At 64.2% G+C, this 17864-nt stretch carries 8 protein-coding genes; 4 read left to right on the forward strand and 4 right to left on the reverse strand.

All coding sequences use genetic code 11. The features are described 5' to 3' along the window. Nucleotides 1-76 precede the first annotated feature (76 nt). Nucleotides 77-469, forward strand: a complete 393-nt coding sequence (locus tag ACVIW0_RS37580; protein ID WP_461356814.1) for an MAPEG family protein — start codon at nt 77-79, stop codon at nt 467-469. A 42-nt stretch (nt 470-511) separates the two neighbouring features. On the opposite strand, the gene ACVIW0_RS37585 is transcribed toward ACVIW0_RS37580, so the two are convergent. From ACVIW0_RS37585 to ACVIW0_RS37600, 4 genes are all read right to left on the reverse strand, one after another. Continuing rightward, nucleotides 512-1522, reverse strand: coding sequence for an IS30 family transposase (locus ACVIW0_RS37585; protein ID WP_461356815.1), 1011 nt, complete (start codon nt 1520-1522; stop codon nt 512-514). Nucleotides 1523-1691: 169 nt separating this feature from the next. Further along, on the reverse strand, nt 1692-2882 hold the full coding sequence (locus ACVIW0_RS37590) for an ABC transporter substrate-binding protein (protein WP_461356816.1): 1191 nt from the start codon (nt 2880-2882) through the stop codon (nt 1692-1694). A 241-nt stretch (nt 2883-3123) separates the two neighbouring features. Then, complete coding sequence (locus tag ACVIW0_RS37595) at nt 3124-6294, reverse strand: efflux RND transporter permease subunit (protein ID WP_461356817.1); 3171 nt, start codon at nt 6292-6294, stop codon at nt 3124-3126. After that, nucleotides 6291-7520 (reverse strand): efflux RND transporter periplasmic adaptor subunit, encoded by a 1230-nt coding sequence (locus tag ACVIW0_RS37600; RefSeq protein WP_461357537.1) that lies wholly within the window; start codon nt 7518-7520, stop codon nt 6291-6293. The genes ACVIW0_RS37595 and ACVIW0_RS37600 overlap by 4 nt, the downstream gene beginning before the upstream one ends. Before the next feature lie 791 nt (nt 7521-8311). Here ACVIW0_RS37600 and ACVIW0_RS37605 point away from each other — a divergent pair. The 3 genes from ACVIW0_RS37605 (at nt 8312) to ACVIW0_RS37615 (ending at nt 17863) form a co-directional block, all read left to right on the forward strand. Then, entirely contained in the window at nt 8312-16369 is an 8058-nt protein-coding gene (locus ACVIW0_RS37605) for a cadherin domain-containing protein (RefSeq protein WP_461356818.1), read from the forward strand. 456 nt (nt 16370-16825) lie between these two features. Next, entirely contained in the window at nt 16826-17326 is a 501-nt protein-coding gene (locus ACVIW0_RS37610) for a phage tail protein (protein WP_461356819.1), read from the forward strand. 12 nt (nt 17327-17338) lie between these two features. Continuing rightward, nucleotides 17339-17863, forward strand: a complete 525-nt coding sequence (locus ACVIW0_RS37615) for a phage tail protein (RefSeq protein WP_461356820.1) — start codon at nt 17339-17341, stop codon at nt 17861-17863. Nucleotide 17864 lies beyond the last annotated feature (1 nt).

A 17864-nucleotide genomic window follows, 5' to 3' on the forward strand; every position in this document is an offset into this window, starting at 1 on the left:
AGACCCGGCCTGTCACAGCGGCTCCTGCCGCTGCGTCATGACATCGGGGCCAACAGAACCAGAGGAAACGCCTGCCATGTACCATGACACGGCCATCGTCACCTGCCTTGCCGTCGCGTTCTACTTCTTCACCTCAACACAGGTCGCGCGCGCCCGCGTCGCCTATGGCGTCAAACTGCCGGCTATCACGGGCCATCCGGATTTCGAGCGCATCTTCCGCATCCAGATGAACACGCTGGAGTGGATGCCGATCTTCCTGCCGTCGCTCTGGCTGTTCGCGATTTACATCGGCGATCGCACCGCCGCCGTGATCGGCGCGATCTGGGTGATCGGCCGCATCGTCTATTTCATCGGCTATCGCGAGGCGGTGGCGAAACGCAGCCCCGGATTTGCCATCCAGGCCATGGCCTCGATCATCCTGTGGGTCGGCGCGATCAGCGGCGCGGTGTGGCGGCTGGCGCACGGATGATGCCGCAAACGATTTGCAACGAGCAAGCCCGCATACTCCGCGTCATCCTGGCGAAAGCCAGGAGGTGGATTCACACTCGAAATGCAACACTTGAGCAGCAAAGGTCTCCGCTGGGGTCCTGAAGTCAAGGCATTTGCGCGGGGTGTTGTTGTATGCGGCGATGAACTTGCTGAGGCGTCGGGTTGGGAGCTTGTCGAGATCGGTTTTGCGCGGGATGAAGCGTCGCATGCGACCGATGGCGTTCTCGATGCCACCTTTCTGCCAGGGGGCGTGCGGATCGCAGAAGAAGGTCTTCATCAAGAGGCTTTGCAAGGAAAGGTGAGATGCGAACTCGGTACCGTTGTCGAAGGTGACGGTCTGGCGCATCTGCTCTGGCAGCGCCTTGAACAGACGCACGAGATAGCTTGCGACACCGGAAGCGAGCTTGCTTGGGAGGCGGACGCCGAGCAGCAGGCGGGAGGTGCGCTCGTGCACGGCCAGGATCTGCTGACGGTATTTGGAGAACATCATCAGATCGGCCTCCCAATGGCCGGGAGTGTTGCGATCGGCGACCTCGACGGGCCGTTTATCCAAGGAAACACGGCCTTCGATGAAGCTTGCGGGACTTCCGCCCCGCTTGCCACGGCGGCCGCGCTTGCTCTTGGCGCGTGGCAGATAGTGCCGCCAGCTGCCGTCCGTGGTGCGTCTGATCTGGGCATAGATGAAGCGGTAGATGCTCTCGTAGGAGATCACCTTGCGTCCATGCTCGATGGCCAGCCGGCCGGCGACCTGTTCGGGCGACCAGCCACGGCGAAGGCCATCCAACACCGCGCGGCGCAGGACGGGCTCCCGTTCGAGGCGTCCGCCCGTCCAGCGCCGCGCTCGCATCCGTTGCTGGGCATAGTCGGCCTTGTAGCCGGCCTGAACGCCATGATTACGGTTCATCTCCCGAGAGATCGTTGATGGCGGGCGATCCAAAGCTGCAGCGATTTGCCGGATCGAGGCCCCATTGGCCGAAAGTCTGGCAATCTCGCATCGCTCGTCCAGTGACAGCTGCTTGTAAGTCCGGCCCATCGCAACACCTCCAGTCGGAAGTGTTGCACTTCGTTTGTGAACTCAGGGGACCCATAACCACAGGGCGTGGTTATGGGCGATCTGATGGCCACGGCGTCGTGCAACAACAACTAGTCGGGGTAATGGGTCCTGGCTTTCGCCAGGACGACACCACCTTTGGATATGCACGTCACTTCGTCAGCGGGCAGCCGCTGTCCTTGGCGGTGAAGAAGGCCTTGTCACCGGGCACCACCGCGATCTGCTTGTAGTAGTCCCACGGCTTCTTCGATTCCGACGGTTTCTTGACCTCGAACAGATAGAGGTCATGGACCATGCGGCCGTTCGCGAGCACCTTGCCCTTGGCGAAGGCGTCGTCGACCGGCAGTTCCTTCAGCTTCGCGGCGACTGCTTCAGTGTCCTTGGTTCCGGCGGCCTTCACGGCCTTCAAATAGCTCAGTGTCGCCGAATAGGTGCCGGCATGGATCATGCTCGGCATATGGCCAGTGCGCTTGATGAAGCGCTCGCCGAAGGCGCGCGAGGCGTCGTCGTGATCCCAGTAGAAGCCCTCGGTGAGGACCAGCCCTTGTGCCGCCTCGAGCCCGAGACCATGCACCTCCGACAGCGTCATCAGCAGGCCGGCGAGCTTCTGGCCGCCGCGCACGATGCCGAACTCTGCCGCCTGCTTGATCGAGTTGGTGGTGTCGAGCCCGGCATTGGCAAGCCCGATGATCTTGGCCTTCGAACTCTGCGCCTGCAGCAGGAAGGAGGAGAAGTCCGACGAGTTGAGCGGCACGCGGACCGAGCCGACCACCTTGCCGCCTTTCGACGTGACGATGTCGCTGGTGTCCTTTTCCAGCGCGTAGCCGAAAGCGTAGTCGGCGGTCAGGAAGAACCAGCTGTCGCCGCCCGCTTCGGTCAGCGCGCCGCCGGTGCCGACCGCGAGCGCACGGGTGTCATAGGCCCAGTGAAAGCCATAGGGCGAGCAGGCATCGCCCGTGATGCGCGAAGTCGCCGCACCGACCACGATGTCGATCTTCTTCTTTTCCTTCGACAGCTCCTGCACCGCGAGCGCGACCGAGGAGGTGGTGAGCTCGGTGATCATGTCGACGTTCTCGACCTCGTACCAGCGCCGCGCAATCGCGGTCGCAAGGTCCGGCTTGTTCTGATGGTCGGCGGTAACGATCTCGATCTTCTGTCCCAGCACCTCGCCGCCGAAATCCTCGACCGCCATCCGCGCCGCTTCGAGTGAATATTTGCCGCCGTAATCGGCATAGACGCCGGACTGGTCGTTCAGGATGCCGATCTTGACGCCCTGCGCCATCCCCGGCGCCGCAATTACCAGGCTGCACGCCGCAACTGCAGCCAAAAATCCCGACTTCATTTTATGCTCTCCCAGCGGTTTCTATCAGGAAAAATCGGCGCGACATTATTTTATAACCGCGCGCCTGCCCATCTCTTTCGGTTCAGCCAATAGTATGGGCTTGCGTCGATCTCTTCCCGTCATTCCGGGGCATCGCGAAGCGATGAGCCCGGAATCCATTTCTCCTCCTGGACATGCGGCCCGATGGATTCCGGGCTCGCCGCTTCGCGGCGCCCCGGAATGACGACGGAGGGGGCAAGGCTCATCCCGCTACAGCCGCAGGCTCCGCCGGCTTGCCCTCGTTCTTTCCTTCCGCGAGGTTGCGCACCACCATGTAGAAGATCGGCGTGAACACCAGGCCGAACAGCGTGACGCCGAGCATGCCGAAGAACACGGCGACACCGACCGCCTGCCGCATCTCCGAGCCGGAGCCGGTCGACACCACCAGCGGCAGCACGCCGAGGATGAAGGCGAACGACGTCATCAGGATCGGCCGCAGCCGCAGACGACACGCCTCGATCACTGCCTCCAGCCGTGGCCGGCCCTCGAGCTCGATGTCGCGCGCGAACTCGACGATCAGGATCGCGTTCTTGGCGGCCAATCCCACCAGCACCACGAAGCCGATCTGAGTCAGGATGTTGACGTCCTGGCCCATGATCCGCACGCCGATAGTCGCAGCGAACAGGCACATCGGCACGATCAGGATCACCGCGAATGGCAGCGTCCAGCTGCCATATTGCGCGGCCAGCACCAGATAGACGAACAGCACGCAGATCGGGAACACGTAGAGGCCGGCATTGGCGCCGTTGACCTGCTGGTAGGACAGGTCGGTCCATTCGAACGAGAAGCCGCTCGGCAGGGTGTCGTCGGCGATTTTCTTGATGGTGTTGAGCGCCGTGGTCGAGCTGACGCCCGGTGCCGGCTCGCCCTGCAGTTCCGACGCCGAGTACAGATTGTAGCGCGCGACGCGGTCGGGGCCCGAAATGTCCTTGAAGTCCACAATGCTGCCGAGCATCACCATGTCGCCATTGGCGTTACGGGTCCGCAGCCGCGAAAGATCGGTGGTCTCCTTGCGGAACGGCAGGTCGGCCTGCGCGGTGACGTGGTAGGTGCGCCCGAACAGGTTGAAGTCGTTGACATAGGTCGAGCCGAAATAGGTCTCGATCGTGTCGGTGATGTTGGCGATGGGAACGCCGAGTTTCTGCGCCTTGACGCGATCGATGTCGACGAACAGCTGCGGCGTGTTCGCAGAATACGGCGAGAACACCGACGTGAGGCTCGGCGATTTGCGCGCGGCCTGCACCAGTTCGTCGGTCGCGGACGCCAGCAGTTCCGGCCCACGCCCCTGGCGGTCCTGGACGCGGATGGTGAAGCCACCGCCGGTGCCGATGCCGGGCACGGCCGGCGGCGGAATCACGATGATGAAGGCGCCCTGAATCACCGACAGACGCTTGCGCAATTCGGCCGTGATCGCGTTTGCCGTCAACCCCTTCTTCAGTCGTGCCTCCGGCTCCTCGAACACCGGGAACAGCGCCGCGGCGTTGCCTGCCTGGGTGCGCGTCGCGCCGGAGAAGCCGGCGAAGGCCGCGACGCGAACGATGCCCGGCGTATCGAGCGCAATTCGTTCGATCTCACGCACCACGGCCGTGGTTCGCGCCAGCGAGGCGGCGCCCGGCAGCTGCGCCGAGATGATGACGTAGCCGCGGTCCTGCGCCGGAATGAAGCCCTGCGAGGTGGTCGCAAGCAGCCAGCCGGCGCTGCCGATCAGCGCGAGATAGATCACGACCATCACCACGGTGTGCCGGATCACGAAGTCGGCGACACCGGCATAGCCGTGCGCCAGCCGGTCGAACACGCGGTTGAACAGCGCGGTGAAGCTGCCCCAGCCGCGCGCGATGATGTTCCAGCGCGCCGACGGGCGCTTGTCCTCATGCGGGACCAGGATCTGCGAGGCCAGCGCCGGCGACAGCGTCAGCGAGCAGAAGCAGGAGATCGCGGTCGCGACCGCAATGGTCACGGCGAATTGCTGGAAGAACTGCCCGGAGATGCCGCCGAGGAACGCGGTCGGCACGAACACGGCGCACAGCACCAGCGCGATCGAGACCAGCGCGCCGCCGACCTCCTCCATGGTCTTGAGTGCGGCGTCGCGCCTGGACATGCCGTGCTCGAGATGCCGCTCGACATTCTCGACCACGACGATGGCGTCGTCGACCACGATGCCGACCGCGAGCACGAGGCCGAACAGCGTCAGATTGTTGATCGAGAAGCCGAGCGCGGCCATCACCGCGAAGGTGCCGACCAGCGACACCGGGATCGCGATGATCGGGATGATCGCAGGCCGCCAGCCCTGCAGGAACACCAGCACCACGATGACCACGAGCGCCATCGCCTCGTAGATCGTCTTTATCAGCTCATGCACCGATTGGGCGATGAACTCGGTCGGGTTGTAGCCGATATTGTAGTCGAGCCCCTTGGGGAACGTCGCCTTCATCCGCTCCATGGTGTCGGAGATGCTCTTGGCGGTCGCAAGCGCATTCGATCCGGGCCGTTGCGTCACCAGCAGCGCGACCGCGGATTTGCGCAGCAGGAAGCTGTTAGTGGCATAGGACAGCGCGCCGAGCTCGACACGGGCGACGTCGCGCAGCCGCACGGTGCGGCCGTCGGAGCCGGCCTTCACCACGATGTCCTCGAACTGCCGGATATCCTTGAGGCGGCCGGTAAACACGAGGTTGGGCTGGAAGGCGCGATCGGCGATCGGCGGTTCGGCGATCTGGCCGCCGGCGATCTGCAAATTCTGCGCCCGGATCGCCGCCAGCACCTCGGTCGAGGTCAGGCCGAGATTGGCGATTCGGTCGGGATCGAGCCACAGCCGCATCGAGTAGTCGCGGGCGCCGAACATCTGGATGTCGCCGACGCCGTCCAGCCGCAGCAGCTGGTCGCGGACCTGCAGCAGCGCATAGTTGGAGATGTAGAGCTGGTCGAAGGTGTCGTCGGGCGACAGCATGAACACGACCATCAGGATGTCGGGCGAGTTCTTGCGGGTGACGACGCCGTTGCGCTGCACCTCCTCGGGCAGCCGCGGCTGCGCGATCGCGACGCGGTTCTGCACCAGCACCTGGGCCTTGTCGAGGTCGGTGCCGAGCTTGAAGGTTGCCGTGATGGTGAGCTGGCCGTTCGAGGTCGCCTGGCTGTAGAGATACAGCATGTCCTCGACGCCGTTGATCTCCTGCTCGATCGGAGCTGCGACGGTGTCGGACACGGTCTGCGCCGAGGCGCCAGGATACTGCGTGGTGACGGTGACGGTGGGCGGCACGACCTGCGGATATTCCGAGACCGGCAGCGTCGGATAGGCGATCGCGCCGACGATCAGCAGCACGATCGACAGCACCATCGCGAGGATGGGCTGGTTGATGGAAAGCCTGCCGAGATTCATGGCTTGGCACCTGCCGCGGGCTGGTCACCCGCCGGGACCTGCGCCATTTTCGGCGTCACCTTGGCGCCGACGCGGGCGCGCTGCAGTCCATCGACGATCACGTGGTCTTCCGGCTTGAGGCCCTCGCGGATCACGCGCAGGCCTTCATCCAGTGGCCCAAGCGTGACCGCACGGGCTTCCACCGTGTTGTCGTCCTTGACCACGAACACGATCTTGCGCGACTGGTCGGTGGCGACAGCGGCATCCGGGATCAGCAGCGCCTCATAGGGCGAGGAGCCGATCAGGCGGACGCGGCCGAACTGGCCGGGCAGGATCGACAGATCCTTGTTCGGAATCACCGCGCGGCTGCGCAGCGTCGCGGTCGAGACATCGAGGCGATTGTCGAGGAAGTCCATCTTGCCTTCATGCGAGGGCTTGGTCTCGCCGGTCAGCGCCACCTGCACCGGGTTCGCGGTGTCGCGCGAGCTCGGCCGCCTTCCTTCGAACCACAGCTTGCTGTTGCGCTGGTAGGTCGCCTCGTCGACGTCGAAATAGATGTAGATCGGGTCGAGCGACACGATCGAGGTCAGCAGCGTCGCGCCGCCCTCGCTGCCCTGCACGAGGTTGCCGGGGGTCACCAGATGCCGGCTCACGCGACCGGTGATCGGCGCCAGCACGTGGGTGAATTCGACGTTGAGCTGCGCGGCCTTCAGCGAGCCCTCGGCCTGGGTCTCGGCGGCACGCGCCGCCTGCAATGCCTGACGGCGCTGGTCGACGACCTGCTCCGAGACCGCGCTGGTCTGCACCAGGTTCAGCCCGCGCTCGAGATCGCGCTTGGCAAGCTCGCCCTTGGCGCGCGCGTCGGCGAGCTGGCCTTCGGCCTGCAGCACCACCGCCTCGAACGGCCGCGGGTCGATGATGTAGAGCAGATCGCCGGCGTGGACGATCGCACCGTCCTTGAACTCGACGCTGTTGACGAAGCCGCCGACGCGGGCGCGGACCTGCACCTCCTCGATCGCCTCGAAGCGGCCGGTAAACTCGTCCCAGTCGGTGACGGTGCGCTTGACCGGCTGCGCAACGGTCACCGGCGGTGCCGGCGGCGCGGCCTGCGATTGCGCGCTCTTGTCGTCGCAGCCGCCGACCACTAGCGCGACCAACAGCCCGATCGGCGCGAGGCCGAGCCGGCGCGCCGTGATGAATCCTTGGCCGCAAAGCGAATGACGCTCGACGCCGGTCACCGGAGCCATGCGCTCCGCTTTGTCAATCGAACCCAATTCCTTCTCCCCCAGAACAACGAAAGCACGACGACCAAGCAGGGCTACCAAAGTCGCAATTGAAATTGCTGTGATTTTGCGTGGATGGACCACCGCGATACCGCGGCGGCGGACGTCACAGATGTAGCCGCACCCCAGTCTGTTCAAGATGGCCGCCGGATCAAGCAAATAGTTGCGTAGTCCGAAAGCCTTACGACGCGCTCGCAAAACCGTGACGACGAGAAGGGGCAGTTTGACTGGCCTATCGGAACCGCGAGGTCACGGACACATGCTCTGATTCAATCCTGGCGCGAACTTGCGTCCACAAAACTCGTCACACCACGACCGCTTCGACTTTTGGCGCAGCAACCTTGGGTGCACGGACGGCAGGACCGGCTCAGATCCCGACACTCTACCTCCCGCTGCACACCGGAATCGTGGTTAACGGCACGATTGTCACGGCGGCACACATTGACACCCGGAAACATCGTCAATACGGTCATGGTTGCCAAAACATGAATTTTGTTGGCCGGCCGCATTTTTCTCCGACATTCATTGTGTTTTGTCGCGGCGCGAGTGTGTGAAGGCGACTACGTAAATGGCAAGCGCATTTGTCCTTGCTGACATCAGGGCTCCGCGAACACCGCGGTTTTCCCGAATTGCAGGCGGCTCGGCGCGACCGCCTGTCGCGGGTGATCAACTTCAGCGTGTGAACGGCTTCACACGTCATCGTCCCCAACAATTGTAAATACTGATTGGCTTTCCGGCCGGTCGCGGGAGTGCTCATGACGACCATACCTGCTTATACAATCGGGGGTTTAACGCGCCCGGAACTTCACCTCGATCCGAGCGGCAATATCGTGCTGGATCCGGCCGCGCAGGCATTCGCAAACACGTATGGTCTGCAATATCTCTACCTCGGGTGCCCTCCTGGCACGCCGTGGCCGCCGGTCTCGGGCTTCCTGGCGCCGCCGACTGATACCAATTCCGGCGCCAACACCGTCGTTGAAGGCGCAGCGGTCAACACCTCGGTCGGCGTCACTGCGCACAGCGACAGCCTGATCGGCTTTCCCGTCACCTATACGCTGACTTCGGATTCTTCGCATGGCGGCTTCAAGGTCGACCCCAACACCGGCGTTGTCACGGTCGCCGATCCCACCAAGGTCGATTTCGAGAGCTCCGGCGGCAGCTATGTCGTCAATGTGCAGGCCACCGACGGCGTCTTCGTCTCCTCGCAGAGCTTCGTGATCGCGGTCAGCAACGCGCCGCCATCGACGCCGGTCGACAGCAATGCCACCGCCAACGCCGTCAATGAAGGCGCGGCCGTCAACACCCTGGTCGGCATCACCGCATCGTCTGCCGACGTCAACGGCCCAGGCGTTACCTATTCGCTGACAGCCGACTCCTCCAATGGCGGCTTCAAGATCGATCCCAATACCGGCATCGTCACCGTCGCCAATTCCACCAAGATCGACTTCGAGACCGCGCCGGGCCACGCCTACACCATCACGGTGCAGGCCAGCGACGGCCATGGCGGCGTCAGCTCGCAGAGCTTCACGATCAACATCAATGACCTTCCGGTGTCTACGCCGGTCGACACAAATTCCGCCGCTAACAGCATCGTCGAGGGCGCCGCCGCCAACACGCTGGTCGGCATCACCGCCTCGGCGGTCGATCCGAACGGCCCCCCGACCGTCTACTCGCTGACATCGGATTCCTCCGTCGGCGGCTTCAAGATCGATCCCAATACCGGCGTCGTCACGGTCGCCGATCCGACCAAGATCGACTTCGAGAGCGCGCCCGGCCACGCCTACACCATCACGGTTCACGCGACCGCCGGCGCGACCTCGTCGACGCAGACCTTCACCATCGCCGTTACCGACGCCCCGCCATCGGCGCCGACCGACACCGACGCCACCACCAACTCGGTGGGCGAAGGCGCGGCCATCGGCACCACCGTCGGGATTACCGCGCACGCCACCGATATCAATGGCGGCAACGTGACCTATTCGCTGGTCGGCGATGCCCACGGCTTCACCATCAATGCCACGACCGGCGTCATCAGCGTCGCCGATCCTTCCAAGATCGATTACGAGACCGCACCCGGCCACGCCTACACCATCACCGCCGCGGCCAGCGACGGCACGATGACCAGCACGCAGACCTTCACCATCGGCGTCACCGACGTCGCGCCATCGACGCCGGTCGATAGCGACGCCACCGCCAACCACGTCGTCGAAGGCGCGGCCGTAGGCACCACGGTCGGAATCACCGCGTCGTCGACCGACGTTAACGGCCCCGCCGTGACCTATTCGCTGATCGGCGACAGTTCCGGCGGCGGCTTCACCATCAATGCCGCGACCGGCGTCATCACCGTCGCCGATCCCACCAAAATCGACTTTGAGGCCAGTGCCCCGGGGCATTCCTACACCGTGACCGCACAGGCCAGCGACGGCACGCTCGCAACCTCGCAGACCTTCACCATCGCCGTCACCGACGCACCGCCGGCGACCCCGGTCGACACCGACGCAACGGTCAACGCGGTAGCCGAAAGCGCGGCTGTCGGCACCACGGTCGGCGTCACCGCGTCGTCGACCGACGTCAACGGCCCGCCGGTGACCTATTCGCTGATCGGCGACACCTCCGGCGGCGGCTTCACCATCAATGCCGCGACCGGCGTCATCACCGTCTTCGATCCCACCAAGATCGACTATGAAAGCAGCGGCCCGAGCCATGCCTACACGGTGACGGCGCAGGCCAGCGATGGCTTGGTCGCGAGTTCGCAGACCTTCACCATCGCGGTCACCGACGTCGCACCGTCGACGCCGGTCGACAGCGACCTCACCGCCAACAGCGTCACCGAAGGCGCGGCCGCCGGCACCACCGTCGGCATCATCGCGTCCGCAACCGACATCAACGGCCCGGCCGTGACTTATTCGCTGACCGGCGACACTTCCGGCGGCGGCTTCACCATCAATGCCACCACCGGCGTCGTCACCGTCTCCGATCCGACCAAGATCGACTACGAGACCAGCGGCCCGACCCATTCCTACACGGTGACGGCGACCGCCAGCGACGGCACGTTGTCGAGTTCACAGACCTTCACTATCGCCGTTAGCGACGTCGCTCCCTCGGTCCCGGTCGACAGCGACGCCACCGCTAACCACGTCGTCGAAGGTGCCACCGCCGGCACCACGGTCGGCGTGACCGCATCGTCGGCCGACGTCAACGGCCCGCCCGTCACCTATTCGTTGATCGGCGACACCTCCGGCGGCGGCTTCACCATCAATGCGACAACCGGTGTCATCACCGTCTCCGATCCCACCAAGATCGACTACGAGAGCAGCGGCCCGACCCATTCCTACACGGTGACCGCGCAGGCCAGCGACGGGACGCTGGCGACCTCGCAGACCTTTACCATCGCCGTCGACGACGCCCCGCCGCCAGTGCCGGTCGATGCCGACCTCACCGCGAATTCGATCGCCGAAGGCGCGGCCGCCGGCTCGACGGTCGGTATCACTGCGTCTTCGATCGACGTCAACGGCCCGGCCGTGACCTATTCGCTGGTCGGCGACACCTCCGGCGGCGGTTTCACCATCAATGCCACCACCGGCGTCGTCACCGTCGCCGATTCCACCAAGATCGATTTCGAAAGCTCGGGCGGCAGCTACACCATCACCGCGCAGGCCAGCGACGGTGCCGGAGGCACCAGCACGCAGACCTTCACCATCGCCGTGATCGATGTTCCGCCATCGACGCCGAGCGACAGCGACCCCGGCGCCAACCGGGTCGCGGTCGGCGCCCCGGTCGGCAGCTATGTCAACCTGACGGCATCCTCGACCGACGTCAACGGACCCCCGGTGACCTATTCCATCGTGGCAGGCAGCGACACCTCCGGCGGCGCCTTTGCCATTGACCCTACCACCGGCAAGGTCACGGTTACCGATCCCAGCAAGATCAACGTTGCCGATTCATCCTATGACATCACGGTCGACGCCAGCGACGGCACGCTGCACAGCCAGCAGACCTTCACCATCGGCGTGGTCGTCGACCAGGCGCCGGTCGTCACCGCCGGCCACACGCTGAATTACACCGAGAACCAGGCCGCGATCGCATTCGACCCGGCGATCACCGTGTCCGACGGCGATGACGCCAATCTGCTGTCCGCAAAGGTGCAGATCACCGGCAACTACGTCAATGGCGAGGATGTGCTCGCCTTCACCAGCCAGAATGGCATCACCGGCTCGTTCGATGCCGCAACCGGGACGCTGACGCTGACCGGCTCCTCCAGCGTCGCGAACTACCAGGCCGCGCTCGCTTCGGTGACCTATCACAACACCAGCGACAATCCGTCCGGGCTGGCGCGCACCGTCACCATCACCGCGAATGACGGCACGCTCGACAGCGTGGCCGTCACCGACACCATCAACGTCACCCCGGTCAACGACCCGCCCGTGGTCACCGCCGGCCACACCCTGAACTACACCGAGAACCAGGCCGCGACCGCATTCGACCCGGCGATTGCCGTCTCCGACGTCGACAACACCACGCTGGCCGGCGCGACGGTGCAGATCACCGGCAACTACGCCAACGGCCAGGATATCCTCGCTTTCGTCAACACCGCCAATATCACGGGCACGTTCGATGCAGCGACCGGCACGCTCACCTTGACCGGAACCGACACGGTCGCCGCCTACCAGGCCGCGCTGGCCTCGGTGACCTATTTCAACACCAGCGACAACCCGTCTGGCGTCGCACGCACCGTCACGATCATCGCCAATGACGGCGCCGCGAACTCCACGCCGGTCACCGACACCATCAACGTCACCCCGGTCAACGACCCGCCGGTCACGTCAGCCGGCGGCACGCTGAACTATATTGAAAACCAGGCTGCGGCCGTGATCGACGCCTCGGTCAACGTGACCGATGTCGACAGCGCCAACCTGACCGGCGCGACGATTGCGATCACCGGCGGCTTCGCCGCCGGCCAGGATGTGCTGGGGTTCGTCAACCAGAACGGCATCACTGGATCTTACAACGCTGCGACCGGCGTGCTGACATTGACCGGATCCTCCAGCGTCGCCAACTACAAGGCCGCGCTCGATTCCATCACCTATTTCAACTCAAGCGACAACCCGTCCGGCGCGGACCGCACCGTCAGCTTCACGGTCAATGACGGTTCGGCCAACAGCAACATTTCGACCTCGACCATCCACGTCACGCCGGTCAACGACGCGCCGGTGATCAGCTTCGGCGCCATCGCCGGCTTCACCGAGCCGCCGAACGGCACGCCGGCGGCGAACTCGACGCCGGTCACGATCACGCCGAACCTGACCATCACGGACGCCGAAGGCAACAACGTTACCGACGCGACCTTCGTGCTGAACAATCTGAAGCCGTCGGACGCGCTCTCGATCGCAGGTCATGCCGGCACCAGCGGCGATATCGGTGGGATCCACTTCGATATCACCAGCACCGCCGGCACCGAAACGATCAGCTTCACCGGTACCGACACGCTTGCGCACTACAATGCGGCGCTCGACCTGATCCAGTTCAACAACACCAGCGAAAATCCCGACACCACCGCGCGATCCTATACGCTGACCGTGCACGACGACGGCGGCACCGCGAACGGCGGCAACAACACCGGGACCGCATCGACGACGGGAAGCGTCACTGCGGTGGACGACGCGCCCACCGCGTCGGTTCCGACTGACAGTTCGATCGGCACCGCATTCTCGCACACCAATCTCGCGATCTCCGGCCTGTCCGTCGCCGACGTCGATTCCGACCCCAGCACCGTCACGGCCACGATCAGCTCTGGCCATGCGGCGTTGACGTTCGACACCACAGGTCTTGCGAGCTTCACCAACAACAGCAGCCACACCGTCACGCTCACGGGAACCGCCGCGCAGGTCAACACTGCGCTGGCGACGCTGACCTACAACAGCGACGACGGCTTCACCGGCACCGACACGGTGACGCTGAACGTCAGCGACAACGGCCACACCGGCACCGGCGGACCGCTCTCATCGGGCGCCCAGACCTTCCATGTCGGCGTCGTCCCGCAGGTGTTCTACATCGACAATTCGACCGGCGGCACCAGCCTCAACCTCGGTACCCAGCACGATCCCTACACCTCGATCGCGGCCTTCAACGCGGCGAATCCGGCAGGCTCCGGCGACTACGTCGTGCTCGAGCACGGCACCGGCACCTACTCCGAAGCCAACGGCATCAACCTCGCCAACGGCGTCAACCTGATCGGCGGCAGCCATACTTTGCAGTTCACCAATCCGGTGACCGGCCAAGTGGTCACCGCCAACACCGGTTCCGGCAGCGATCCGGTGATCCATGTCACCGGCGCCGACAACGGCATCGACCTGCTCGGCACGACGGGCCATACCATCACCGGCGTCAGCATCGACACCTCGGCCGGCTCCGGCATCGGCATCAGCGACGACGGCAACAATGTCGGCACCCTCACGATGTCCGACATCACGGTCAAGACCTCGAGCGGCACCGGCATGAGCTTCACCCATGGCGGCACCATCACGCTAACCGGCACCGCCAACTCCATCACATCAGGCACCGGCACCGCGCTCGACGTCGAGAACACCAATATCGGCTCGGGCAACATCACCTTCCGGAGCATCACATCGAGTGGCGGGTCCAGCAACGGCATCATCCTCTCCAATACCGGCACGGCCGCCGGCAATGGCGGCCTGCATGTCACCGGCGACGGCTCGACCGCGGGCAGCGGCGGCACCATCGCCAACAAGACCGGCGCCGACGGCAGCACGACGCAGGGCAGCGGCATCTACCTGAACAACACCAAGGACGTTGAGGTCTCCTACCTGGCGATGCACGACTTCCAGAACTACGGCATCGTCGGCACCAATGTCACCGGCTTTACGCTCGGCAACACGACGGTGACCGGCACCAACGGCACCAGCGTCAGCGGCATCGGCGAAGGCGACGTCTATTTCACCGGCCTGTCCGGTACGGCCTCGGTGACGAACTCGACCTTCACGGGCGCGGCACTCGATGCGTTCCATGTCTTCAATAACAGCGGTCAGACGCTCAACCGCATCACCATCACCGGCTCGACTTTTGCCACCAATTCCGCGGCCGGAAATTCGTCGGGCGATGCCCTGCTGTTCCAGGCCACGGACGGAACGTTCAACGCCACGATTCAGGGCAACACTTTCACCTCGGCGCGCGGCGACCTGTTCCAGCTCGATCTGCACGGCGGCGTCAGCTCGGACCTCGTGCTGGGCGGCGCGACCGCCGCGCTCGGCAACAGCTTCTCGAACAACAACCAGAACATCACTTCGGGTGGCGGCGGCATCACCATCAGTTCCGGCGGGACCAACGACCACGCCAACCTGACCTTCAACATCGCCAACAACACCATGCGCGATGCTGTCGGCACGGCGCTCGGCATCAGCACGGGATCGGGTGCAAGCTCGTTTACCGGCACGATCGATTCCAACACGATCGGCGTCGCGGGCGTAGCCAACAGCGGCTCCGTGCAGGGCAGCGACATCGGCTTCGTCACCATGGGCGGAGCCAATTCCAGCGTCACGATCACCAACAACCATCTGTATCAGTACAACAACGACGGCATCGAGTTGCAGACCGGCGACGCGGTCGACGGTGGCAACGCCAGATTGACCGCGATCGTCATGGGCAACACAGCGTCCAACCCCGGCACGTTCGGCAATCATGGCTTCGAGCTGAATGCGGGCACGACTGCGGGCGACGCGCAGAGCGTGTCGCTGACGCTGGGCGGCACCGGCGCCCAGGAGAATCAGTTCCTCGGTTCGGGCGCGAATGGCGGCACCGATATCCGGCTGCGCGATCGCTTCGACACCACCGTCGGCCTGCACGCGGGCGACGGTTCGTCCTACGGCGGCGGCTCGACCGATACCGCCGCGATCTCGGCCTATGTGCTGGCGCATAACACGGTCGCCACGGCACCGACCTTCAGCGTCACGGCAGGCAGCACCAACGGGTTCGGCGCATCGCCTATCCTCGCTGCGGACGGCGGCGTGCAGGCCGCTGTCGCGACCGCCGGCGAAACCCATCTGACGCAGGGCGAGCTCGACTCGGTCGTATCGGCAGCCATTGCGCTATGGGCGAAGGCAGGGGCCGGCGCGGGTCAGCTCGCCGCGCTGCATGCCGTCACCTTCAGCGTCGCCGACCTCGCCGGCCAGATCGTCGGCCTGGAAAGCGCCGGCCATATTACGATCGATACCGATGCCGCCGGCCACGGCTGGTTCGTCGATCCAACACCGTCGGACAATTCGGAGTTCACCCACGCGCTCAATGCGTCCGGCTCCAATTTGCAAACCGATCCGTCGACGGCGGCAGCGGGTCATCTCGATCTGCTGACCGCCGTGGTCCATGAATTGGGACACGTGCTCGGTCTCCCCGACCTGACGTCGTCATCCGATACCAACGACCTGATGTATATCGATCTCGCCGACGGCGAGCGCCGGCTGCCGACCGTGGCCGACCTCCCGAAGGACCACAGCATGGACCCCGGCGGGACCCAGCAGAACTTCGTGTTCGCGTCGAGCACCGTGGCGCCGAGCGAGCAGCAGGCCAGCACGCCGATTGCCGGCACGGCGGTGGGCCAGAGCTTCAACTTCTCGGCATTCGCCCAGGCGCAGGCCGACCCAAGCCACGGGATGAACGCGCAGGTGCTGTCGGATCTGTTCAGCGGGCATTCCGATGCCGGCAACCCATGGGCCGGTCACGAGACAGTGTTGGCTGCGATGGGTGGCACACCGATCGACAATCACGTCCAGACCCAGTTGCATCATGATCTGATCGTCTGATCGGACGCCGTATCGACCAGGACAACATCGATCAAGGGAAGGCCTGCCGAATCGCGACGGCAGGCGTTGTTGCTTCAGCGCGATCGAATCCGGATTGCGCAATGCGCGATGAGATCAGGTTGAAGCGTCGTCGCGCTTCAACTCGCTGGTTGAGCATGGTCCGTTCGGAAACCACTCCGCACTTTTCCGGATCATGCTCTAGCGGACAACTCCGATCGTCGCGCGGGAGGCGCTCTCGGATGTCGATTTCATGACGTGGAGCTCAGCCGAGAAGAATTCGGCGCCAGCGATCGCGGCTCGAACGCCACGCTCGACCGGCGATTGAAGAAAATTGCCGACGCGGCACAATCGTTGAGGTTGCACTCCGTGGAAAACACGTTATCGTGCACATGTTGTCGACGCTGCATCATTGTCTCGTATTTTTCACAAATCTTACGACGTATTCGCGGAGAACCGATGGCCGATCCATATCTTTCCGAAATCCGCATGATGTCGTTCAACTTTGCCGCAAAGGGCTGGGCGCTCTGCAACGGCCAGTTGATGCCGATCAACCAGAGCCAGGCGCTGTTTTCGTTGCTGGGCACGACCTATGGCGGGGATGGGCGCACCACCTTTGGCTTGCCTGACCTTCGCGGCCGGGTGCCGATCAGCATCGGCGCCGGCTACCCGCTCGGCCAACGCGGCGGCGAGGAGAGCCACACGCTCACGATCGGCGAGATGCCGCAGCACAATCATTTGGCCAACGCCACCAACAGCAACGGTAGCCAGCCGATCGATTCGGGCGCCTATCTCGGAGCCTTCAACAACGGCTACAGCACCTCGACGACCGACGTCACCCCGCTCAATCCCCAAACCGTGGGCAATGTCGGCGGCAGCCAGGCCCATCAAAACATGCAACCGTACCTGACGCTCAATTTCAGCATTGCCCTCCAGGGCATTTTCCCCTCGCAGAACTAACGAGAAGCGCCGATGCCACAACCTTTTGTAGGCGAAATCCGCATGTTCGGCGGCAATTTTGCCCCGGTAGGCTGGAATTTCTGTGACGGCAGCCTGTTGCCGATCTCCGGTTACGACACGCTGTTCAATCTGATCGGCACCACCTATGGCGGCGATGGCCAATCGACCTTTGCAGTCCCCGATCTGCGCGGCCGTTTGCCGCTCCATATGGGCACCGGCAGCAGCGGCACGGGCTATGTCATCGGACAGACGGGCGGCGTCGAAAACGTAACGCTCACGACACAAACGATCCCGCAGCATTCGCACGCCTTCATCGCCTCGAAGGCGACCGGCACGGGGTCGAACCCGCAAGGAAACATTCTCGATCAGACCACCGGCACGATCGCCATGTATATCGACGGCCAGCCGCCCGATGGCCCGATGGCGAGCGGAATGCTGACGAATACCGGCGGAAGCCAGCCGCACAACAATTTGCAGCCGCTCCTTTGCGTCGGCTTCATCATCTCGCTGTTCGGCATCTTCCCGAGCCAGAGCTAGG

The sequence above is a fragment of the Bradyrhizobium sp. USDA 4454 genome, assembly GCF_054822705.1.